The following is a 22,117-nucleotide window of genomic DNA, read 5'->3' on the forward strand; positions in this document are numbered from 1 at the left end:
ACGTGCCGAGGTCTGGACCGGTGTCGGGGGCTCGCTGCGACCGGGTTAGACTCCCTCGCGGAACATCCTTTAACCACCGTCCTGTGAGGCGGGGAAGGAGGTCCGGCGGCGATGGCTTGCCCTGACCTGAGTGCACCCGACCATTCACCGACAGATCGCTCGAGCATCCCCGACGACGCTCGCGACGTCATGACCGAGGGCGACATCTCCCGGGCGCTGCGGCGCATCGGTCACGAGATCCTCGAGCGCAACAAGGGCAGCGAGGGACTCGTCCTCCTGGGCATCCCCTCGCGCGGGGTCCCGCTGGCGCGCCGACTCGCAGCCGCCATCGAGCAGGTCGAGGGGTCTCCGGTCCCCGTCGGCGAGCTCGACATCACGCTGCACCGCGACGACCTGCGCCGCAACCCGGTGCGCACCGCGCACCGGTCGCGCATCCCGGCAGGCGGCATCGACGACCAGGTGGTCGTCCTCGTCGACGACGTCCTCTACTCCGGCCGCACGATCCGCGCCGCCCTCGACGCCCTGTCCGAGCTCGGCCGGCCCCGCGCCGTGCGTCTGGCGGTCCTCGTCGACCGTGGCCACCGCGAGCTGCCGATCCGCGCCGACCACGTGGGCAAGAACCTCCCCACCTCCCGGGACGAGCGGGTGCACGTCCGGGTCGCCGAGGTCGACGGCCTCGACGTCGTGCGGATCAGCGGGGGTGACGCCCGGTGACCAAGCACCTGATCTCCTCGGCCGACCTCAGCCGCGCCGAGGTCGAGGACATCCTCGAGACCGCGTCGTCGATGCACGACCTCCAGCGCCGCGAGGTCAAGAAGGTGCCGACCCTGCGCGGGCGCACCGTCATCAACTTCTTCTTCGAGGACTCGACGCGCACCCGCAGCTCCTTCGAGATCGCGGGCAAGTGGATGTCGGCCGACACCATCAACCTCTCGGCCAAGGGCTCCTCGACGAGCAAGGGCGAGAGCCTGCGCGACACCGCCATGACGGTGGACGCGATGGCCGTCGACGCCCTCGTCATCCGCCACAACGCGTCCGGCGCCTGCCACCAGGTCGCGCAGTGGGTGCGCTGCAGCGTCATCAACGCGGGGGACGGCACCCACGAGCACCCCACGCAGGCCCTGCTCGACGCATACACCCTCCGCACGCGTCTGGGTGACCTCGACGGCAAGCACGTCGTCATCGTCGGGGACCTCACGCACTCCCGCGTCTTCCGCAGCAACGTCATCACGCTCAAGACGCTCGGGGCGCGCGTCACGGTCGTCGCCCCACCCACCCTGATGCCCAGTGGCATCGCGGCGTGGAGCGCAGCCGACGGGTTCGCGACGAGCTGGGACCTCGACCCCGTCCTCGACGGCGACAGCGAGCACGGTCCCGTCGACGCCGTCATGATGCTCCGCGTCCAGCGCGAACGGATGAGCGGCGGCTTCTTCCCGACAGCCCGCGAGTACACCGTCGGCTACGGCCTGACCCGCGACCGGCTCGAGCGTCTCGTCGCCCGCAACGACGACGTGCTCGTGCTCCACCCCGGCCCGATGAACCGAGGCCTCGAGATCGCGCCCGAGGCGGCCGACTCGCCGCAGTCCGTCGTGCTCGACCAGGTCTCCGCCGGTGTCGCGGTCCGGATGGCCGTGCTCTACCACCTGCTCGCGGGCGACGACACGCCCCCGGTCGCCGCCGGAGCCGTCCCCGCCACCGAAGGAGCCGTCCGATGACCCGCCTCGTGATCCGCGGCGCCCGACTCCTCGGGGCCCAGGCCGCCGACCTGCTCGTCGAGGACGGCGTCATCACCGAGGCCGGCTCGGTGTCCGCCCCAGCCGACGCCGAGGTGCTCGACGCCGACGGCCTCATCGCCCTGCCCGGCCTCGTCGACCTCCACGTGCACCTGCGCGAGCCGGGCCGCGAGGACGCCGAGACCATCGCCACCGGCTCAGCGGCCGCGGCAGCCGGCGGCTTCACGGCCGTCTTCGCCATGGCCAACACGAGCCCCGTCACGGACACCGCCGAGGCAGCCGAACGCGTCCTCGACCTCGGCCGCGCCTGCGGCCTCACCGAGGTGGTCCCCGTCGGTGCCGTGACGAAGGGGCTCGAGGGCGCCGAGCTCGCCGAGCTCGGCCTCATGGCCCGGTCGCGCGCGAAGGTCCGCGTCTTCAGCGACGACGGCCACTGCGTCCACGACGCGCGCATCATGCGGCGCGCCCTCGAGTACGTCAAACCCTTCGGTGGCGTCATCAGCCAGCACGCCCAGGACCCGCGCCTCGCCGGCCGCGAGGCCTGCTGCCACGAGGGCGAGGTGTCCGGTCGTCTCGGTCTGCCCGGCTGGCCGGGCATCGCCGAGGAGTCGATCGTCGCGCGCGACGTCATGCTCGCCCGGCACACCGGCTCACGCGTCCACGTCGCCCACGTCTCCTCCGCGGGCACCGTCGAGGTCATCCGGTGGGCCAAGGCCCAGGGCATCGCGGTCACGGCCGAGGTCACGCCGCACCACCTGGCCCTGACCACCGACCTGCTCGTCGGGTACGACCCCGTCTTCAAGGTCAACCCGCCGCTGCGTGCGACGGAGGACGTCGAGGCGCTGCGCGCGGCCCTCGCGGACGGCACCATCGACGCCGTCGCGACCGACCACGCGCCGCACGCACGCCACGACAAGGAGCACGCCTTCGTCGACGCGGCGTTCGGCATGCTCGGCCTCGAGACGGCCCTCTCGGTCGTCAGCGACGTCATGGTCGGCTCGGGCCTGCTCGGCTGGGCCGACGTCGCCCGGGTCATGTCGAGCGCGCCCGCCCGCATCGGCGGACTTGCCCACCAGGGAAGGGAGCTCGCCGTCGGCAGCCCTGCCCACATCACCCTCGTCGACCCCGACCGCAAGGTCACGGTCGACGCCGCCGCGAGCCGCAGTCGCTCGCGCAACAACCCGTGGCACGGGCGCACCCTGCGTGGAGCCGTCCTGGCGACGGTCCACGCCGGCCGCGTCACCCACGACGTCCGCAACGGGGCGGACACCCGACGAGAACTGACGAACGCAACGACCACGGGAGCTGACCTGTGACCACCCAGACACCGCTGACCGTGCCGAGCCGCGACAGCCGGCCCCGGCGTGCGCGAGTGGGGGCGACGCTCGTCCTCGAGGACGGGCGCACCTTCCGGGGGGCGTCCTACGGCGCCCTCGGCGAGACCGCCGGAGAGGCGGTCTTCTCCACCGGCATGACCGGCTACCAGGAGACCCTCACCGACCCGAGCTACCACCGCCAGGTCATCGTCATGACGTCGCCGCACGTCGGCAACACCGGCGTCAACACCGAGGACGACGAGAGCACCCGCATCTGGGTCGCCGGCTACGTCGTGCGCGACCCTGCGATCCGCTCCTCGAACTGGCGCGCCACGCGTGAGCTCGAGGACGAGCTCGTCGACCAGGGTGTCGTCGGGATCTGCGAGCTCGACACGCGTGCGCTGACCCGCCACCTGCGCGAGCGGGGTGCGATGCGCGTAGGCATCTTCAGCGGCGACGCCGCCGACCGTCCCGACGCCGAGCTGCTCGACGCGGTCCGCACGAGCCCCCAGATGGCCGGGGCCGCCCTCGCCGCGGAGGTCACCACTGCCGAGCCGTATGCCGTCCCGCCCGTCGGCGAGAAGCGCTTCACCGTCGCCGCGGTCGACCTCGGCATCAAGGCGATGACGCCCGCGCTCATGGCCCGGCGCGGTATCGAGGTGCACGTGCTGCCCGCGACCGCGACGATCGACGACGTCCTCGCCGTGGGGGAGTCCGGCCCGGACGGGGTCTTCTTCTCCAACGGCCCCGGCGACCCGGCCACCGCCGAGCACGAGGTGGCGCTGCTGCGCGAGGTCCTCGACCGCGGCCTCCCCTTCTTCGGGATCTGCTTCGGCAACCAACTCCTCGGCCGGGCCCTCGGCTTCGGCACGTACAAGCTGAAGTACGGCCACCGCGGCATCAACCAGCCGGTCATGGACCGCACGACCGGCAAGGTCGAGGTCACCGCGCACAACCACGGCTTCGCCGTGGACGCCCCGCTCGACAAGGACAGCGACACGGCATACGGCCGCGTGCGCGTCTCACACGTGTGCCTCAACGACGACGTCGTCGAGGGGCTGGAATGCCTTGACCTGCCTGCCTACTCGGTGCAGTACCACCCGGAGGCGGCAGCGGGCCCGCACGACGCGGCCTACCTCTTCGACCGCTTCGTGGAGCTCATGACCACCAGACAGACCGACCACCAGAAGCAGGGAGCGAGCGCCTGATGCCCAAGCGCGACGACATCACGAGCGTCCTCGTCATCGGGTCCGGCCCGATCGTCATCGGCCAGGCCTGCGAGTTCGACTACTCCGGCACCCAGGCGTGCCGGGTGCTGCGCGAGGAAGGCATCCGCGTCATCCTCGTCAACAGCAACCCGGCGACGATCATGACCGACCCCGAGTTCGCGGACGCGACCTACGTCGAGCCGATCACCCCCGAGGTCGTCGAGGCGATCATCGCCAAGGAACGCCCCGACGCGGTGCTCGCGACCCTCGGCGGCCAGACGGCGCTCAACTGCGCGATCGCCTTGCACGACAACGGAGTTCTCGAGAAGTACGGCTGCCCACTCATCGGCGCCAACGTCGACGCGATCAACCTCGGCGAGGACCGCGAGAAGTTCAAGGGCGTCGTCGAGCGCTGCGGCGCCGAGTCGGCCCGCTCGATCATCTGCCACACGATGGACGAGCTGCTCGCCGCCGCAGAGGATCTCAGCTACCCCGTCGTCGTCCGGCCGTCCTTCACCATGGGTGGCCTCGGGTCGGGTTTCGCCTATGACGAGGCGGACCTGCGACGCATCGGCGGGCAGGGCCTGCAGTACTCCCCGACGACGGAGGTGCTCCTCGAGGAGTCGATCCTCGGCTGGAAGGAGTACGAGCTCGAGGTCATGCGCGACCACGCCGACAACGTCGTCGTCGTCTGCTCGATCGAGAACCTCGATCCCATGGGCGTGCACACGGGCGACTCCATCACCGTCGCTCCCGCGCTCACGCTGACCGACCGTGAGTACCAGCGGCTCCGGGACATCGGCATCGCCATCATCCGCGAGGTCGGCGTCGACACCGGCGGCTGCAACATCCAGTTCGCCGTCAACCCGCGTGACGGGCGCATCATCGTCATCGAGATGAACCCCCGGGTCTCGCGGTCGTCGGCCCTGGCCTCCAAGGCGACCGGCTTCCCGATCGCCAAGATCGCCGCGAAGATGGCCATCGGATACACGCTCGACGAGGTGCCCAACGACATCACGCGCGAGACGCCGGCGAGCTTCGAGCCGACGCTCGACTACGTCGTCGTCAAGGTGCCCCGCTTCGCCTTCGAGAAGTTCCCGGCCGCCGACCCGACGCTGACCACGACGATGAAGTCGGTCGGCGAGGCCATGGCGATCGGGCGCAACTTCACCGAGGCGCTGCAGAAGGCCCTGCGCTCCCTCGAGAAGCGCGACGCGACCTTCCACTGGCACGGCGAGGTCACCAAGGTGGCGGCCGAGCGCGCCCTGGAGGAGGCGAAGGTCCCCACCGACGGGCGAATCGTCCTGGTACAGCAGGCGCTCCGCGGCGGATGCACCGTCGAGGAGGTCCACGAGGCCACCGGCATCGACCCGTGGTTCCTCGACCAGATCGCTCTGATCAACGACGTCGCGGCGATGCTCGCCGAGCCCGGGCAGCTGACGCCCGACCTGCTCCGGCTCGTCAAGCGCCACGGCTTCAGCGACGCGCAGGTCGCCTCCATCCGGCGTATGCCGGAGGCCGTGGTCCGTGGCGTGCGCCACGCCCTCGGGGTGCGCCCGGTCTACAAGACCGTCGACACGTGCGCGGCCGAGTTCGCGGCCACGACGCCGTACCACTACAGCTCCTACGACGAGGAGACCGAGGTCGAGCCGCGCGAGCGTCCGGCCGTCATCATCCTCGGCTCGGGCCCGAACCGCATCGGACAGGGCGTCGAGTTCGACTACTCCTGCGTCCACGCGTCGTTCTCCTTGCGCGACAAGGGATTCGACACCGTCATGGTCAACTGCAACCCCGAGACCGTGTCAACCGACTACGACACGAGCAGCCGCCTCTACTTCGAGCCGCTGACGCTCGAGGACGTCCTCGAGGTCATCCACGCCGAGACCCAGGCCGGCCCGATCGCCGGCGTCATCGTGCAGCTCGGTGGCCAGACGCCGCTCGGTCTGGCGCAGGCCCTCGAGGACGAGGGGGTGCCGATCGTCGGCACGTCCCCGAGCGCCATCCACCTCGCCGAGGACCGTGGTGCCTTCGGCCAGGTGCTCGCGAAGGCGGGCCTGACGGCCCCGAAGCACGGGACGGCATACAGCTCCGACGAGGCGCTCGTCATCGCCCGCGAGATCGGCTACCCCGTCCTCGTGCGCCCGTCCTACGTCCTCGGCGGCCGCGGCATGGTCATCGTCTACGACGACGACTCGCTCGTCACCTACGTCGAGAAGGCCACCGAGGCCTCACCCGACCACCCGATCCTCGTCGACCGCTTCCTCGACGACGCGATCGAGATCGACGTCGACGCGCTCTTCGACGGCGAGGACATGTACCTCGGCGGCATCATGGAGCACGTCGAGGAGGCCGGCATCCACTCGGGCGACAGCTCGTGCACGCTGCCGCCCGCGACGCTCGGGGACGGCGAGCTCGAGCGCGTCCGGGTCGCCACACGCCGGCTGGCCGAAGGCATCGGCGTCCGCGGTCTCATGAACGTCCAGTTCGCCCTGGCGCAGGACATCCTCTACGTCATCGAGGCCAACCCCCGAGCGTCGCGCACCGTGCCGTTCGTCGCCAAGGCGACGGGCGTGCCGATCGCGAGCGCCGCGGCGCGCGTCATGCTCGGCGCCACGATCAAGGAGCTGCGGGAGGAGGGCATGCTGCCCCCCACCGGAGACGGCGGCCGGATGCCCGACCACGCCCCCGTCTCGTGCAAGGAGGCGGTCCTGCCGTTCAAGCGCTTCCGCACCAAGGAGGGCGTCGCGGTCGACTCGCTGCTCGGCCCCGAGATGCGGTCGACCGGCGAGGTCATGGGCATCGACGTCGACTTCGGGTCGGCCTTCTCCAAGGCCCAGCAGGGCGGCGGCTCCGCGCTGCCGCGCTCCGGCGCCATCTTCGTGTCGGTCGCCAACCGCGACAAGCGCGCCATGCTCTTCCCGGTCAAGCGCCTCGTCGACCTCGGCTTCACCATCCTCGCCACGAGGGGTACGGCTGCGGTGCTCAAGCGCAACGGCATCGAGGCCACCCTCGTCCGGAAGATCACCGAGCGCGACGGTGAGGCCCCGGGGGAGAAGTCGATCGTCGACCTCATCCTCGACGGCACGGTGCAGATGGTCGTCAACACCCCCTCGGGACAGGATGCGCGGGCCGACGGCTACGCCATCCGTGCCGCGACGACGAGTGCCGACAAGCCCATCATCACGACCATCGCGACGCTCGCCGCGGCCGTGCTCGGGATCGAGGCCGGACTGACCGAGGAGATCCGCGTCAAGTCCCTCCAGGACCACGCGCGCGACCTCGACCTCTACGGGCGGCGCGAGACCGTCGCCGCCACCGCGGGAGTCGGCGCATGAGCGAGCGCCAGCTGCGCGCCCGTGTCACCCAGGAGGTCGCGGAGGTCATCGCGACCCGTCGGGTCGGGGCCTACCAGCACCTCACCCTCGTGGCGCCAGGCGTCGCCGAGCTCGCCCGCCCGGGCCAGTTCGTCGCCCTGGCCGTCGGCGGCGAGACCTCCGGGACGCTGTTGCGCCGGTCGTTCTCGATCCACAAGGTCAGCCCCAGCGGCACCTACGGCGGCACTGTCGAGATCGTCGTGTCCGCCGTCGGCGTCGGCACCCGGTGGATCGTCGAGCGCGCCCCGCACGACACCATCGACGTCGTCGGACCGCTCGGCAAGGCGTTCCCGCTGCCCACCGCCCCGGTCGCCTGCGTCCTAGTCGGTGGCGGCTACGGCAGCGCCCCGCTCTTCTGGCTCGCAGCAGAGCTGCGCGAGCGCGGCTGTCACGTCGAGATGGTCCTCGGCGCGGCGAGCGAGGACCGGCTCTTCGGCGTCGTCGAGGCCCGACGCAGCTGCGACGGGGTCACCGTGACGACCGACGACGGTTCGGCCGGACAGCGGGGCTGGGTCAGCGACCCGCTCCCCGAGATCATCGGCCGCACCGGGGCGGGCGTCGTCTACGGCTGCGGACCCATGGGGATGCTCGAGTCGGTCACGCGGGTCGCGCAGGCGCACGGCGCCGTGGCCCAGGTGGCCGTCGAGGAGTCGATGGCCTGTGGCGTCGGTGTCTGCATGACCTGCGTCATGCCGGTCGTCGGCTCGGACGGGAAGACCCGGATGGTGCGGTCGTGCGTCGAGGGACCCGTCTTCCGCGGTGACCGCGTCCGCTGGGACGCCTTCGACGGAGGTCATGCCCGCGTGCCGGACGACGCCGTCGGCGCACCGAAGGTGGGTGGCCACTGATGGTGGACCTCTCCGTCGACCTCGGGGGCGGGCACCGCCTCCCCAACCCGCTCATGACGGCCTCGGGCTGCGCTGCGAACGGCAAGGAGCTGCACCGCTTCTTCGACGTCGCCGACCTCGGGGCGTTCGTGACGAAGTCCGTCATGGCCGACCCTCGATCGGGTCGCGGCACCCCGCGGATGGCCGAGACGCCCTCCGGGATGCTCAACTCGATCGGCCTGCAGGGGCCCGGCATCGAGGCGTTCGTCGACGAGGACCTGCCGTGGCTCGAGTCCGTGGGCGCCCGCGTGCTGCCCTCGATCGCCGGCAGCTCGAGCACCGAGTACGCCCATGTCGCGGCCACCCTGCGCGCGAGTCGTGCCTTCGACGCCGTCGTCGGTGTCGAGGTCAACATCTCGTGCCCCAACGTCGCCAACCGCGGTCTCGTCTTCGCCTGTGACCCCCTGGCCTCGGCCAAGGTCATCGCGCTCGTGCGCGAGCAGCTCCCGCGACACATCCCGGTCTTCGCGAAGCTGAGCCCGGACGTCACCGACATCGCGGCCATCGCAGCAGCCTGCGTCAAGGCCGGCGCCGACGGCCTGACGATGATCAACACGCTGCTCGGCATGGTCATCGACACCGACCGGATGCGGCCGCAGCTCGGCGGCATCACCGGCGGTCTCTCGGGCCCGGGCATCCGTCCCGTCGCGGTGCGCGCCATCTGGCAGGTGCGCCAGGCGATGTTCGAGGGACGCATCAGGACGGTGCCGATCATCGGGGTCGGGGGAGTGCGCACGGGGCGCGACGCCCTCGAGCTCGTCGCGGCCGGAGCGAGCGCGATCCAGGTGGGCACGGCCGTCTTCAACGACCCCTCGGCCCCGGTCCGGGTCCTGCGCGAGCTGTGCGAGCTGCTCGAGGCCAAGGGCTTCGAGCGGTTCACCGACGCCGTCGGCGTCGCGCACGGCCGCTGACGAGCCCCGACCCGGGCCGCCGAGCCCCACCACTCGACAACGAACGGAGACCGACGAATGAGCAAGGCCTTCGGGGCCCGCCTCCACGAGGCCATGGCCACGCACGGCCCGCTGTGCGCCGGGATCGACCCCCACCGCGCGCTGGTCGAGGCGTGGGGACTGACCTACGACGTCGCAGGTCTCGAGCGGTTCGCGCTGACCTGCGTCGAGGCGTTCGCCGGCCGGGTCGCCGTGGTCAAGCCGCAGTCGGCCTTCTTCGAGGTCTTCGGCAGCCGCGGGCTCGTCGTCCTCGAGCGGGTGCTCGCCGAGCTGCGCGAGGCGGGGACGCTGACGATCCTCGACGCGAAGCGCGGTGACATCGGGTCGACGATGGCGGCATACGCCCAGGCCTACCTGGGACCCGACGCCGTCGCCCCGCCGGACGCGCTCACCGTGAGTCCCTACCTCGGCTACGAGTCGCTGCGCCCCGCGATCGACCTCGCGCAGCAGAACGGGCGCGGGCTCTTCGTCCTGGCCCTGACCTCCAACCCGGAGGGTGCCGGTGTCCAGCATGCCGTGCGGGACGGCGAGTCCGTCGCGGCGTCCATCGTGCACGGCGCCCGGGACGACAACGCCGCTGCGCGGGCCCGGGGTGAGCTCGGGAGCATCGGCCTCGTCATCGGTGCGACGGTCGGCACCGCGGTCACCGACCTCGGGCTCGACCTCGTGGAGGCCGCGACCCCCGTGCTGGCTCCCGGCTTCGGCGCGCAGGGCGGGACGGTCGAGTCCCTCGCGGCGACCTTCGGCGCCGCGCAGGGCCAGGTCCTGGCCTCGTCGAGCCGGGAGATCCTCGGGGCGGGACCTGACCCGAGCCGTCTCGCCGCGCAGACCGAGCGCGTCCTCGAGTCGCTGCGCGGCTGACGCCCGTCCAAGCGCGGTCAAGACCGGCCAAGGCCGACTGAGGCCGACCGGGGCCGACCGGGGCCGACCCCCGCGTTGCGGCGCGCGCCGCCAGATCGCTAGGTTCGGCGGAGACATCACGAGACGTTGAGAACGACGGGGGCGCGGCACGCTTCCCGAAAGCAGCAAGGAGACCGAAGACCGTGGCGCTTCCACCGCTCACCCCGGAGCAACGGGCCGCAGCACTCGAGAAGGCTGCAGCCGCCCGTCGGGAGCGAGCTGCGGTCAAGAACCGGCTCAAGTACTCCAGCGGCTCGCTCGCCGAGGTCCTCGAGGACGGCAAGGTCGACGCGGTCATCGGCAAGATGAAGGTCACCGAGCTGCTCGAGTCGATGCCCGGTGTCGGCCGCGTCAGGGCCAAGGCGATCATGGCGGAGGTCGGGATCGCCGAGTCCCGCCGCGTGCGGGGTCTCGGTGCCAACCAGGTCGCGGCGCTGCTGCACCGCTTCGAGAAGCCGTGATGGCGGCGGACGCACCCTCGACCGCGCAGCCCCAGCACGAGCCAGCCGGGCGTACCCGCGGCCGCCTCACGGTGCTCGCCGGCCCGACCGCGGTCGGCAAGGGCACCATCGCCGCCTATGTGCGCACCCACTTCCCGGGCGTGTGGTTCTCGGTCTCGATGACGACGCGGAGTCCCCGGCCCGGCGAGGTCGACGGCGTCCACTACCACTTCGTGGACGACCACGAGTTCGACCGCCTCGTCGAGGCGGGCCAGTTCCTCGAGCACGCCGTCGTGCACGGCGCGGCCAAGTACGGCACCCCGCGCGGACCCGTCGAGCGGGTCATCAGCGAAGGCCGCGACGCCCTGCTCGAGATCGACCTGCAGGGAGCCCGTCAGGTGCGGGAGACGTGGCCCGAGGCCCTCTTCGTCTTCCTCGCGCCGCCGAGCTGGGACGAGCTGGTGCGCCGTCTTGTCGGTCGCGGCACCGAGGACGAGGCCGAGCGGGAGCGCCGGCTGTCGACCGCCCGCGCCGAGCTGGCTGCCCAGAGCGAGTTCGACGAGGTCGTCGTCAACGACGATGTTCGTCGCGCCAGCGAAGAACTCGTATCATTGATGAGATCGGGACGCGCCGACCGGTGAGTCCCGCCCTGATGTGTGCCAGCCCACGGCATACGGCCGCGTGGCCGTCGTCGCGTCGCACACCTCACGCCCGCTGAAACCAACGAAACGAGATCACTGTGTCCGGTACCCAGGCAGCTCCCATCGGCATCACCAACCCGCCGATCGACGACCTCCTGACCGTTGCCGACTCGAAGTACGCGCTCGTCATCTACTCCGCCAAGCGCGCGCGCCAGATCAACGCCTACTACTCCCAGCTGCAGGAGGGCCTGCTCGACTACGTCGGCCCGCTCGTCGAGACCGAGGTCCACGAGAAGCCGCTGTCGATCGCGCTGCGCGAGATCAACGAGGGCCTGCTGACCTCGACGCCCACCGAGGCCTGAGCACCCCGAAGAGGCCGGAGCAGCCGATGCGCGTCGTGCTCGGGGTGAGTGGCGGCATCGCCGCCTACAAGGCGTGCTCGCTGCTCCGGCTCTTCACCGAGCACGGGCACGACGTCACGGTCGTGCCCACCGCGGCGGCGCTCGAGTTCGTGGGAGCCCCGACGTGGGCTGCCCTGTCGGGCAAGCCGGTCAGCACCGAGGTGTGGTCCTCGGTCCACGAGGTTCCGCACGTGCGCATCGGCCAGTCCGCCGACCTCGTCGTCGTCGCGCCGGCCACGGCCGACCTCCTCGCGAAGGCCGCGCACGGGCTCGCGGACGACCTCCTGACCAACACCCTGCTCACCGCCCGGTGCCCCGTGGCGTTCGCGCCGGCCATGCACACCGAGATGTGGGAGCACCCGGCCACGCAGGCCAACGTCGCCACCCTGCGCTCGCGCGGTGCGCACGTCATCGACCCCGCCGTGGGCCGCCTCACGGGCAAGGACACCGGCTCCGGCCGCCTCCCCGAGCCCGAGGTGTTGTATGCCGCGTGCCTCGCCATCGTCGAGGGTGGCTCTCCCGCTCCGGCGGCGGCACCCACCCGCGATCTCGAGGGCCGGCGCGTCGTCGTCTCCGCCGGCGGCACCCGCGAGCCGCTCGACCCGGTGCGCTACCTCGGCAACCGCTCGTCCGGCAAGCAGGGCGTGGCCATCGCGCGTGCGGCGGCAGAGCGTGGGGCCAAGGTCACGCTCGTCGCGGCCACGATGACGGTCCCGGTGCCCGAGGGCATCGATGTCGTAGCGGTCGAGACGACCCTCGAGCTGCAGCGTGCGGTCGAGGAGGCCGCCGACGGCGCTGACGTCGTCGTCATGGCCGCGGCCCCGGCCGACTTCCGGCCCGCGTCGGTGAGCGAGAGCAAGATCAAGAAGTCCGACCCCGACGGCGGTCTGACGGTCGAGCTCGTCGAGAACCCCGACATCGTCCGCGCCCTGGTCACGGCACGCGACGCCCGCGGGAGCCGGGAGCCGCTCGTCGTCAGCTTCGCGGCCGAGACGGGCGACGCCCAGGGCAGCGTCATGGACCACGCCCGCGCGAAGTTCGCCCGCAAGGGCAGCGACCTGCAGGTCGTCAACCAGGTCGGCACCGACCTCACCTTCGGCAAGGACGAGACGACCGTGCACCTGATGCTCCGCGGCAGCGACGAGGTGACCACGGTCGGACCCGCCTCCAAGGACGCCGTGGCGGACGCGCTGTGGGACACCATCTCGCCGCTGCTGGACTGAGCACTAGACTCTCGCCCCAACGCGGGCGCGTGCCCCGCGGGAGGCCCGCCCGGGCTCCGCGCAGCACCCGCGCCGCACGCATACGAACCGCACACCACCCGCACACCACCCCGCACCCGAGCTAGGGAGAGCAAGTGTCCGCACGGCTGTTCACGTCCGAGTCCGTCACCGAGGGACACCCGGACAAGATCTGCGACCAGATCAGCGACTCGATCCTCGACGCCCTCCTCACCGACGACCCGCAGGCGCGCGTCGCGGTCGAGACGATGGTCACGACCGGGCTCGTGCACGTCGCTGGTGAGGTGTCGACGACGGCCTACGTCGAGATCCCGAGGATCGTGCGGGAGACCATCCTCGAGGTCGGCTACGACGGGTCGCAGAAGGGCTTCGACGGGCGCACCTGCGGTGTCTCGATCTCCATCGGGGCGCAGTCGCCCGACATCGCCCAGGGCGTCGACACCGCCCACGAGCACCGCAGCGGCGAGGTCGGCGACCTTCTCGACAAGCAGGGCGCCGGCGACCAGGGCCTGATGTTCGGCTACGCGTGCGACGACACGGCCGAGCTGATGCCGCTGCCGATCCACCTGGCCCACCGTCTGTCCGAGCGGCTGACCCAGGTGCGCAAGAGCGAGGAGCTCGCCTACCTGCGCCCCGACGGCAAGACCCAGGTCACCATCGCCTACGAGGGCGACAAGGCCGTGTCGCTCGACACCGTCGTCCTGTCGACGCAGCACGCGCCGGACGTCTCGCTCGACGGCATGCTCGAGCCCGACATCCGTGCCCACGTCATCGAGCCCGTGCTCGCCGAGCTCCGCGAGAGCGGCACCGACCTCGACGTCAGCAGCTACCGGGCGCTCATCAACCCGACCGGGCGCTTCGAGATCGGCGGCCCGATGGGTGACGCCGGTCTGACGGGCCGCAAGATCATCGTCGACACCTACGGCGGCATGGCCCGCCACGGCGGCGGTGCCTTCTCCGGCAAGGACCCGAGCAAGGTCGACCGCTCGGGCGCCTACGCGATGCGCTGGGTCGCCAAGAACATCGTCGCGGCGGGCCTCGCGCGCCGCTGCGAGGTGCAGATCGCGTACGCCATCGGCAAGGCCCAGCCGGTCGGCCTCTACGTCGAGACCTTCGGTACCGAGACGGTGCCCGTCGACAAGATCCAGCAGGCCATCGGCGACGTCTTCGACCTGCGCCCGGCCGCCATCGTCGACGCGCTCGACCTGCTGCGCCCGATCTACAAGCCGACCGCCGCCTACGGCCACTTCGGCCGCACCAAGGCCGACGGCGTCGAGAACCCCTTCACGTGGGAGCGCACCGACCGCGTCGAGGCCCTGCGCAACGCCGTCTCCGGCTGAGGATAGGTTCGCCCTCGTGGGCGACGACAACGACGAAACCAGGCAGCGACCGGCCCGTGGGCCGGTCGCTGCCGTCGTCGTGGAGACCCCGCTCGCGCACCTCGACCGCGTCTTCGAGTACGCCGTCCCCGACGCGCTCGACGCCGATGCCGTCCCGGGGGCCCGGGTGCGGGTGCGCTTCTCGGGCCGCGAGCTCGACGGCTTCGTCGTCGAGCGCCGTGAGCAGCCCCAGCACGATGGCCGGCTGACGCCGCTGCGCCGCGTCGTCAGCGCGGAGCCGGTGCTGACCCCCGAGGTGCTGGCTCTGTGCCGGGCCGTCGCCGACCGGTATGCCGGCACGCTGAGCGACGTGCTGCGCCTGGCGGTGCCGAAGCGCCACGCCACCGCAGAGCGCAACCTGGCCATGGAGGCGCCGCTCGTCGAGGAGGTGGCGGCGCCCGGGCCGGGCCCGTGGGCGGCCTATCCCGCAGGTCCGGCGTGGCTGCGCCGCGTCGCGTCGGGCGAGGGACCTGCGGCGGCGTGGGCCGCGCTCCCGGGTCGGACGGGTGACGCCGACTGGCCCGCGGCCCTGGCCGTCGCAGCCGTGACAGCGCTGGCGGCGGGCCGTGGCGCGCTCGTCGTCGTCCCGGACCACCGCGACGTCGACCGCCTCGACGCGGCGCTCACGGCCCTGCTCGGCAAGGGGCGGCACGTGCGGCTGACCGCCGACCAGGGGCCCCAGGCCCGCTACACCGCGTGGCTCAAGGTGCTCCGGGGGCACGCCAAGGTCGTCATCGGCACGCGTGCCGCGGCGTTCGCCCCGGTGCACGACCTCGGGCTCGTCGCCTGGTGGGACGACGGCGACGACCTGCTCGCCGAACCCCGCGCCCCCTACCACCACGTCGGAGTCGTCCTCGGCCTGCGGGCGGCCGCGACGGGCGCCGCGCTGCTCACCGGCGGCTTCGGGCGCAGCCTGCGGGTGCAGGTGGAGGTCGAGGCGGGGGCGCTCGTCCCCGTCGAGGCCGACGCGGCGGTCCTGCGTGCCGCCGCGCCTCGCGTCACGATCGCGGGCGAGGGCCTCGACGAGGAGCGCGACGGACCGGCCGCCCGTGCCCACATCCCGTCCCGCGCGTGGCGTGTGGCCAAGGACGCCCTCGTCGACGGACCAGTGCTCGTCCAGGTGCCACGGCGCGGCTACCTCCCGTCCCTCAGCTGCGCCGAGTGCCGCACGCCGGTCCGGTGCGCCCGCTGCCAGGGGCCGGTGGCCCTCGGGGCCTCGGGCACGGCCCCGGCGTGCCGGTGGTGCGGCCTGGTCCTCGCCGGCCACGGTTTCGAGTGCGACCACTGCGGGTCGCGCCGGTTGCGCTCGTCGATCACCGGCGCGAAGCGCACCGCCGAGGAGATCGGCCGTGCCTTCCCGGGCTTCCCGGTCCACACGTCGGGCTCCGGGGAGGTGCTCGCCGCCGTCGGCCGGGAGCCGTCCCTCGTCATCGCCACGCCCGGCGCCGAACCTGTCGCCGAGGGGGGCTACACCGGCGTGCTGATCCTCGACGCCTGGGCGAGTCTCGACCTGCCCACCCTCGATGCACCCCTCGAGGCGCTGCGTCGGTGGATGGCGGCTGCCGCCCTCGCGAGGGAGGGGCGTGCCGTCGTGCTGAGCGGCGCCCCCGAGGCCGTGGCGCTCCCGGCCGTCGAAGCCCTCGTGCGGTGGGACCCCGCGTGGCTCGCGGCCCGCGAGCTCGCCGAACGGCGCGAGCTCGGCCTGCCGCCCGCCGTACGCGTGGCGCAGCTGACCGGCAGCCGCCGGGCCCTCGAGGAGGCGCTCGGGCAGGCTGACCTTCCGGCGGCGGCCCAGGTGCTCGGGCCCGTGCGGCTCGCGAACGCCGGAGCGCCGCCGCGTCGCCCGCCAGGGGACGGTGAGTCCGAGCGAGCCCCCGCGGACCACCACGTGCTCGCGCGGGTGCCCGCCTCCGAGACGCAGTCGCTGACGCGGGCCCTGCTCGCGCTCAAGGCGTTTCGTTCGGCGCGCAAGGAGACCGACGTCGTGGCCGTGCGGGTCGACCCGCTCGACATGTTCTGACGGGTGGTGCTGGGCTGCGGCGTGGCCGTGACAGAGTGACGGCATGCCCGATCGCGAGCTCGACATCGTCCTCTACGGCGCCACCGGCTTCGTCGGGGCCCTGACCGCCGCCCACCTCGCCCAGCACGCGGGACCCGGCGTGCGGATCGCCCTCGCAGGGCGCTCGCGGTCCAAGCTCGAGGCGCTCCGGATCGAGCTGGGTCCGACGGCGTCGTCGTGGGAGCTCGTCGCGGTCGACGCGACCGATGCGCCGGGTCTGCGCGGCCTGGCGGCGCGCTCCCGTGTCCTCGCCACGACCGTGGGTCCCTATGCGACCCATGGCAAGGAGGTCGCTCGCGCCTGCGCGGAGTCGGGGACGCACTACGCCGACCTGACCGGAGAGGTGCTCTTCGTCCGGTGGTCGCTCGACGAGCTCGACGCCCGGGCCCGGGAGACCGGGGCGGCCATCGTGCACGCGTGCGGCTTCGACTCCATCCCGTCCGACCTCGGGGTGCTCACGACGGCCAGACGCGTCGCCGCCGACGGGGAGGGCACCCTGGCCGAGACGACGCTCCTCGTCCGGTCGCTCAAGGGCGGCTTCTCCGGTGGAACCATCGACTCGGCCCGCCAGCAGGCCATCACCGCTCGTACCGACGCCCGAGCCCGGGCGGTTCTCGGCGACCCGTATGCGCTCAGCCCCCGGCGTTCCGAGGAGCCCGCGTCCGGCCGACGGCCGGCCGGCGGCATCGCCGGGGTGGCTGGGGTCGCCGGGGTCGTGGACCGGCTGCGCCGGCTCGTGCCGGTCGACCGGGACCCGGCCACGGGCCGGTGGACCGGCCCGTTCGTCATGGCGTCGTTCAACACCCGCATCGTGCGACTGTCCAACACGCTGACCGACTGGTCCTACGGACGCGACCTGCGCTACCGCGAGGCGACCGACTTCGGCTCGGGTCCGATGTCGCCCGTGATGGCCGGTGGCATGGCCGTGGGTCTCGGCGGCGTGGTGGCCGGCATGGCATACCGCCCGACCCGTGCGGTCATCGACCGTTTCCTGCCCAAGCCCGGCGAGGGCCCGAGTCCCGAGAAGCAGGCCGCTGGCCGCTTCCGGCTCGACATCCGCTCGACGACGACGACCGGGGCGCGGTACTGCACCCGGGTCGGCGCCGACTACGACCCCGGTTACGGCGGCACGGCGGTCATGCTCGGTCAGACGGCGCTCGCCCTCGCGCTCGACGACGGGCTTCCCCGACGGGTCGGGGTCTGCACACCAGCCACGGCGCTCGGGGAGGTTCTCGTCGAGCGACTGCGCGCGCAGGGGTTCACCTTCGACGTCGAGCGCGAAGGGTAGGACCGGCCGGGCGGTGTCGGCCTGCGCCTCCGGCTCCGCAACTGACCAGGTGGCGGGTTGTCGTGCTCCGGCACGGCATGGCCCGCAACAAACCACCACATGGCTCAGTGTCGCGGCGCTTCCGGTGCCGACGCGGCGACCTGATCGCTGGGATGGCGTCCGAGCTCAGGGGGCGGCGAGCAGGGTGAGTGCGTCCGCCACGCGACCGATCTCGATGCTGGCCGGTCTCGTCCGCGGATCGTCGTCCGCGCGGGCGGCGACCAACGTGCTCACGCGTTCCCGGGCCTCGACCACCGCAGCACCCGACTCGGCGGGGGCGGGGAGCGCGGCGAGGTCGGCAAGGCTGCGCGCCTGTGCCGCCAGCTCGCAGCAGGCCGAGGCCAGCTCGGGCGAGGTCATCCCGGACTCGGCCACCTCGACGGCGAGAGCGCGCGCGTGCCCCCCGCACGCGCCGAGCACGCTGAGCCGGTGGCGCAGCCGACCGCGGTCGACCCCGACCAGCCCTCCGCGGGCGACGGAGCGGTACGTGTTGACGACCTGCCGCCCCCACGCGTCCAGAGCGACCGCGAGGGCCAGGAGGTCACGGTCCCGGTCTTCTCGCAGGTGGTCTGCGCACCCCTCCAGCAGGTCGGCGAGCTGGAGCAGGAAACCGGACCGGGCCGCACGGGCCGTGGCTCGGGTCCCGGTCGGCAGCACGAGGATCGAGACGGCGACGCCGATGGCTGCCCCGGCGGCGGTCTCCTCCAGGCGCAGCACGAGGACGGCGTCGGTGAACGTGTTCAGCAACGTGTACATCTGCCCCAGGAGCAGCGTGATGAAGAAGATCATGGCGGCGTACGACAGCCGCTGGACGTAGAAGGCCAGGAAGATGCACGCGAACAAGGCGGCCACGGCCACGGTCGGGTGGCCGGTGGTCACGTGCGCCAGCCCGATGGCTCCGACGAGCCCAGCCATGGTGCCGGCCACCCGGGCGAAGCTGCGTCGGATCGTCTCGCCGGCGTTGGAGGCGCCGGTGAAGGCGATGAACGCGGCGATGACCGCCCAGTAGTACCGCTGCGCCGAGATGACCTCGCCGACGATGATGGCCAGCGCGGCTGCCAGCGCCGCCTGCACCGCCTGGCGCGTGGTCAGCTCGAGACGCGCGAAGGGCCACCGTCCCTGGCCGCGGGACTCCTCGACCATGTCGGATGCCACGGCCGCCGAGCCCGGCAGGTTCCCGGCGAAGAGCGTGATGACCGGCTCGAAGTTCGCGTCGTCGTCACGGCCGGCGTCGCCGGCATCAGGGGCGTCGGCGGTGTCGAGCGGGTCGCTGCCCGAGCGGGCGGCGCCCTGGTCGTCGAGCCGCCCCGCGTCCCACTGCTCCACCAGCTGCAGCAGGTCCGTCGCCGCCCAGGTGAGCCGGCGAAGGCCGGGCAGCTGTGGCGCGGGCTGCTGCTCGAGAGTGCGGACCCAGTGGCGCGCCCGATCGCCGGCACCCCACCCCAGGACCTGGAGCAGACGGCGGATGTCGTCCAGCTGCCCGGGCGGCAGCTCGTCCTTGTGCCGCGCGAGGTCGACCACCGCGGCGGCTGTCTCGTCCATGGCGATCTCGATGTCGACGGCCCACCGACGCACCTGCCCTCGCCGCAGCCCTGCGGGAACGGCGCGCGGGTCGGCGAGCTGCCCGTCCATGAGCAGCGCGATCTCCGAGAGCTGCACCAGCTGCGTTCGCAGCCGGCGTTGGGGACCGACCGCGTCCGGGTCCTCGAGGACGTCGAGCATGGCCGCGATGCCGGCCCGCGCGCGGGCGCGAAGCGCCTCGACGGTCCGGCGCAGGCGTACACGCGGGTTGCCGCGCAGCACCGTCAGCAGCAGCAGCGTCACCCACATCGACGCGACGACGACCGCACCGAGCAGGAACGGCAAGGCGCTCAGCGGTGGGTGCAGGAAGAGCGCGAAGAAGAAGCCCTGCCACGCCAGGAACCCGTAGGTGAACCACCGCACGCCGAACCGGCGCACCCAGACCGCCGCGAAGGAGACCACGACGAAGGTCACGAGGCCGAGCACGTGACGGGTGGAGGTGACGACGCCCAGGGTCACGCCGACCGAGGCGGCGAGCGGCACGCCCGCCATCGTGCCGAGCGTTGCGGTCCGTGAGGGCTCGCTGACGAGGGTGGAGACGAGCATGGCCACGATCGCCCCGACGAGGACGGCCATGGTGGCAGGCACACCCAGCGCACCGGCATACCGGGACTCGACGAGCACCGTGGTGCCGACAGCGAGCACCGCCCGGAGTCCCTGGCGAAGTCGTCCGAGCCCGGGGTCAGAGGCGACGAGTCGGTCGCGGGAGTCGCGCAGCCCCGTCCTCAGGCGACCGGCGCCGAGCTGCGGCAGCACCCTGGACCAGCCGGGGGCAGGGGTGGGGTGCACAAGAGCGGATCATTCCAGACGACGCCGGGGGTGCCGGTGGTCAGGTCGGCTTCAGCACCAGCATCCGGCCGCGCACCTCGCCGGCGGCCAGCAGGGCGCCCATCCGGCCCGACTGCTCCTCGGCAGTCCGCCAGCGTGGGTCGTCACCGTGCCGGAGCTCGAGCTCCCGCTGGACCGTGCCCATCACGTCCTCCCAGTCGGCGGGGAACGCGGCGAAGTGGTCGGTCCAGCCACTGTCCAGCACCCGCAGCGATGCGCGGTCGAGCATGCTCTCGAGCGCCTCGACGGTGGGGAAGTCGTTGCCCTCCGGTGCCTCCAGCCGCAGGTCCCCCGCGTGGGAGGCGCAGTACACGATCAGGCCGAAGCGGGCCTTCGGGTGCAGCACTCGTCGGATCTCCGCGAGGTATGCCGGCTGGTCGTCCACCGTGCAGAGCACCCCGAGGCTCCATCCGAGCTCGGCGGCCCCCGTCGCGATCGGCAGCTGGGTGCCGGCCTGCAGGGCCGGCAGGCCGAACAGGGAGCGGGCTGCCCGGCACGCCCCCGGCTCCGGGTCGGTCAGCACCGGGCGGACGCCCGTCTCCCGCGCCGCGAACGCAGCCGGGCCGCCCACACCGGCACCGCAGTCGAGGAAGACCTGGTCGCTCTCGGGCTCCAGGTGGTCGAGCAGCCAGTGCAGGGCGCCCGGGCTGCCGCTCCCGCGGCATCCCGCCGGGATGCGCTGCGCCGGCTCAAGGCCAGCGACGACCTCGGCGGTCCACAGCGCCACGGTGTCGAACTCGGCATCCATGGAGTCGGTGGAGTCCGTGGACTGCGTCGGGTCGGGGGAGGTGCTCACTGCTGGGCTCCTTGCGTTGCGCGGATTCGACGTCCGATCTCGGCCTGGATCTCGGCGGCGGCCTGCACGCCCTCGGACGACGCGAGGCCGGAGAGGTTCACCCCCGCCACGCCTGGCATACCCAGCAGCAGGGCCGACTCGTCCACCGCGGCGGCGATGCCGGCCTCGACCGGGTCGGCGGCCGTCAGCACGGTCTCCCGGCGCTCCAGCGCGATCTCCAGTCCCGGCAGGGCGGCCAGCACGTCGGCCGAACGCTGGTCGGTGAAAACGACGACCGAGGCGATGACCGGCATGCGCAGCCCGGCCGCGCGGGCGGAGGCGAGGAACTCGAGCAGCTGCGCCCCGGTCGGCACGTGGTTGAGCGCGCCCACCCGGGCTCCCGCCCGCTGCTTGTGCACCAGCCTGGCGGGCCGCAACGCCACGGGCCGGGCGGTCGGGGTCTCGGCCACCGCGACCGGCAGCCCCAAGGAGGCGGCCAGTGCAGCCAGTCGCGTGCCGTCCAGGTCGAAGGCCTGGGTCACGTCCGGCCGCACGTCGTACGCGCGGCCGTCCCCGGTGACGCACAGCACCGTGGCGAGCCGGTCGAGCGCGAGGGCCCGGAGCTCCTGCTCGAGCGAGATCCGGTTGCGGTCGCGGCAGGCCAGCGTCACCCAGGGCACGGCGCCGGCCTCGGCGATCAGGCGGGCCAGGGTGCTGGGCGGGAAGTCGATGCGGTCCTGGTGGTCGCCGACGAGCAGCGCATCGCATCTCCCGGCCAGCACCCGGGCGGTCGCCTGGAGGGTGGCGGCGTCGGCCGGGGGCACGCTCAGGTCGGTCAGGATCGTCGGCACTCGCCACCCGTCCGGTGCCTGCGACGGCCGGCCGGCGGCGGCTGCGTCCGTCTCGGCGAACACGTCCTGCGGGAAGGTCCGGAGAGCGTCGAACACGCACGGGGCCGCCACCATCTCGCAGCTCCCGTCCTGGCGGACGCCTCCGCACGGGCCGTAGACCATCCGCTTCGGACAGCCGGGCACGCGCTGCTGGGAGAGCTCCACGCCGCCCAGCCTGTCACCCTCC

General features: G+C 72.7%; 18 protein-coding genes. 15 read left to right on the plus strand and 3 right to left on the minus strand.

Going from position 1 to position 22,117, the window contains the following annotated elements; genetic code table 11:
* The first annotated feature begins 111 nt into the window (after window positions 1–111).
* The 15 genes from pyrR to AB4030_RS04480 all read left to right on the plus strand — a co-directional run bounded on the left by pyrR (window position 112) and on the right by AB4030_RS04480 (window position 17,817).
* Window positions 112–714: a bifunctional pyr operon transcriptional regulator/uracil phosphoribosyltransferase PyrR gene (gene pyrR / locus AB4030_RS04410; RefSeq protein ID WP_442277981.1), complete on the plus strand. Its 603-nt coding sequence runs from the start codon at window positions 112–114 to the stop codon at window positions 712–714.
* Entirely contained in the window at window positions 711–1,715 is a 1,005-nt protein-coding gene (locus AB4030_RS04415) for an aspartate carbamoyltransferase catalytic subunit (protein ID WP_442277982.1), read from the plus strand. Before pyrR ends, AB4030_RS04415 begins: the two co-directional genes overlap by 4 nt.
* On the plus strand, window positions 1,712–3,049 hold the full coding sequence (locus tag AB4030_RS04420; RefSeq protein ID WP_442277983.1) for a dihydroorotase: 1,338 nt from the start codon (window positions 1,712–1,714) through the stop codon (window positions 3,047–3,049). The genes AB4030_RS04415 and AB4030_RS04420 overlap by 4 nt, the downstream gene beginning before the upstream one ends.
* The gene (gene carA / locus AB4030_RS04425) at window positions 3,046–4,257 is read left to right on the plus strand and encodes a glutamine-hydrolyzing carbamoyl-phosphate synthase small subunit (RefSeq protein WP_442277984.1); all 1,212 of its coding nucleotides are present in this window, start codon (window positions 3,046–3,048) and stop codon (window positions 4,255–4,257) included. The genes AB4030_RS04420 and carA overlap by 4 nt, the downstream gene beginning before the upstream one ends.
* The gene (gene carB / locus AB4030_RS04430; protein ID WP_442277985.1) at window positions 4,257–7,592 is read left to right on the plus strand and encodes a carbamoyl-phosphate synthase large subunit; all 3,336 of its coding nucleotides are present in this window, start codon (window positions 4,257–4,259) and stop codon (window positions 7,590–7,592) included. The genes carA and carB overlap by 1 nt, the downstream gene beginning before the upstream one ends.
* A complete protein-coding gene (locus tag AB4030_RS04435; RefSeq protein ID WP_442277986.1) occupies window positions 7,589–8,479 on the plus strand; it encodes a dihydroorotate dehydrogenase electron transfer subunit in 891 nt (296 codons plus the stop codon). The genes carB and AB4030_RS04435 overlap by 4 nt, the downstream gene beginning before the upstream one ends.
* Complete coding sequence (locus AB4030_RS04440; protein ID WP_442277987.1) at window positions 8,479–9,429, plus strand: dihydroorotate dehydrogenase; 951 nt, start codon at window positions 8,479–8,481, stop codon at window positions 9,427–9,429. The genes AB4030_RS04435 and AB4030_RS04440 overlap by 1 nt, the downstream gene beginning before the upstream one ends.
* A 57-nt stretch (window positions 9,430–9,486) precedes the next feature.
* A complete protein-coding gene (gene pyrF, locus AB4030_RS04445; protein ID WP_442277988.1) occupies window positions 9,487–10,329 on the plus strand; it encodes an orotidine-5'-phosphate decarboxylase in 843 nt (280 codons plus the stop codon).
* Between the two features lie 182 nt (window positions 10,330–10,511).
* Window positions 10,512–10,829 carry an integration host factor, actinobacterial type gene (mihF, locus tag AB4030_RS04450; protein ID WP_030201881.1) on the plus strand — a complete coding sequence of 106 codons (318 nt, stop codon included), beginning with the start codon at window positions 10,512–10,514 and terminating at the stop codon, window positions 10,827–10,829.
* Window positions 10,829–11,449: a guanylate kinase gene (gene gmk, locus AB4030_RS04455; RefSeq protein WP_442277989.1), complete on the plus strand. Its 621-nt coding sequence runs from the start codon at window positions 10,829–10,831 to the stop codon at window positions 11,447–11,449. Before mihF ends, gmk begins: the two co-directional genes overlap by 1 nt.
* Before the next feature lie 98 nt (window positions 11,450–11,547).
* Complete coding sequence (gene rpoZ / locus AB4030_RS04460) at window positions 11,548–11,811, plus strand: DNA-directed RNA polymerase subunit omega (protein WP_030201887.1); 264 nt, start codon at window positions 11,548–11,550, stop codon at window positions 11,809–11,811.
* 26 nt (window positions 11,812–11,837) lie between these two features.
* Window positions 11,838–13,073, plus strand: a complete 1,236-nt coding sequence (gene coaBC, locus AB4030_RS04465) for a bifunctional phosphopantothenoylcysteine decarboxylase/phosphopantothenate--cysteine ligase CoaBC (RefSeq protein WP_442277990.1) — start codon at window positions 11,838–11,840, stop codon at window positions 13,071–13,073.
* A gap of 134 nt (window positions 13,074–13,207) precedes the next feature.
* Entirely contained in the window at window positions 13,208–14,431 is a 1,224-nt protein-coding gene (metK, locus tag AB4030_RS04470; RefSeq protein WP_442277991.1) for a methionine adenosyltransferase, read from the plus strand.
* A 16-nt stretch (window positions 14,432–14,447) separates the two neighbouring features.
* The gene (locus tag AB4030_RS04475) at window positions 14,448–16,490 is read left to right on the plus strand and encodes a primosomal protein N' (RefSeq protein ID WP_442277992.1); all 2,043 of its coding nucleotides are present in this window, start codon (window positions 14,448–14,450) and stop codon (window positions 16,488–16,490) included.
* 43 nt (window positions 16,491–16,533) lie between these two features.
* Window positions 16,534–17,817, plus strand: a complete 1,284-nt coding sequence (locus AB4030_RS04480) for a saccharopine dehydrogenase family protein (RefSeq protein WP_442277993.1) — start codon at window positions 16,534–16,536, stop codon at window positions 17,815–17,817.
* Between the two features lie 165 nt (window positions 17,818–17,982).
* Here the strand turns inward: AB4030_RS04480 and AB4030_RS04485 are convergent, their stop codons facing one another.
* Genes AB4030_RS04485 through AB4030_RS04495 form a run of 3 tightly spaced genes read right to left on the minus strand, consistent with a single transcriptional unit; the run spans window position 17,983 to window position 22,095 of the window.
* Window positions 17,983–20,226 (minus strand): FUSC family protein, encoded by a 2,244-nt coding sequence (locus AB4030_RS04485; RefSeq protein ID WP_442277994.1) that lies wholly within the window; start codon window positions 20,224–20,226, stop codon window positions 17,983–17,985.
* A 40-nt stretch (window positions 20,227–20,266) separates the two neighbouring features.
* Window positions 20,267–21,061, minus strand: coding sequence for a class I SAM-dependent methyltransferase (locus AB4030_RS04490; protein WP_442277995.1), 795 nt, complete (start codon window positions 21,059–21,061; stop codon window positions 20,267–20,269).
* Window positions 21,058–22,095, minus strand: coding sequence for a methylenetetrahydrofolate reductase C-terminal domain-containing protein (locus AB4030_RS04495; protein ID WP_442277996.1), 1,038 nt, complete (start codon window positions 22,093–22,095; stop codon window positions 21,058–21,060). Before AB4030_RS04495 ends, AB4030_RS04490 begins: the two co-directional genes overlap by 4 nt.
* Between the last annotated feature and the right edge of the window lie 22 nt (window positions 22,096–22,117).

The sequence above is a fragment of the Terrabacter sp. 2YAF2 genome (assembly GCF_052114705.1).
In the GTDB taxonomy this organism is placed as follows: Bacteria; Actinomycetota; Actinomycetes; order Actinomycetales; family Dermatophilaceae; genus Terrabacter.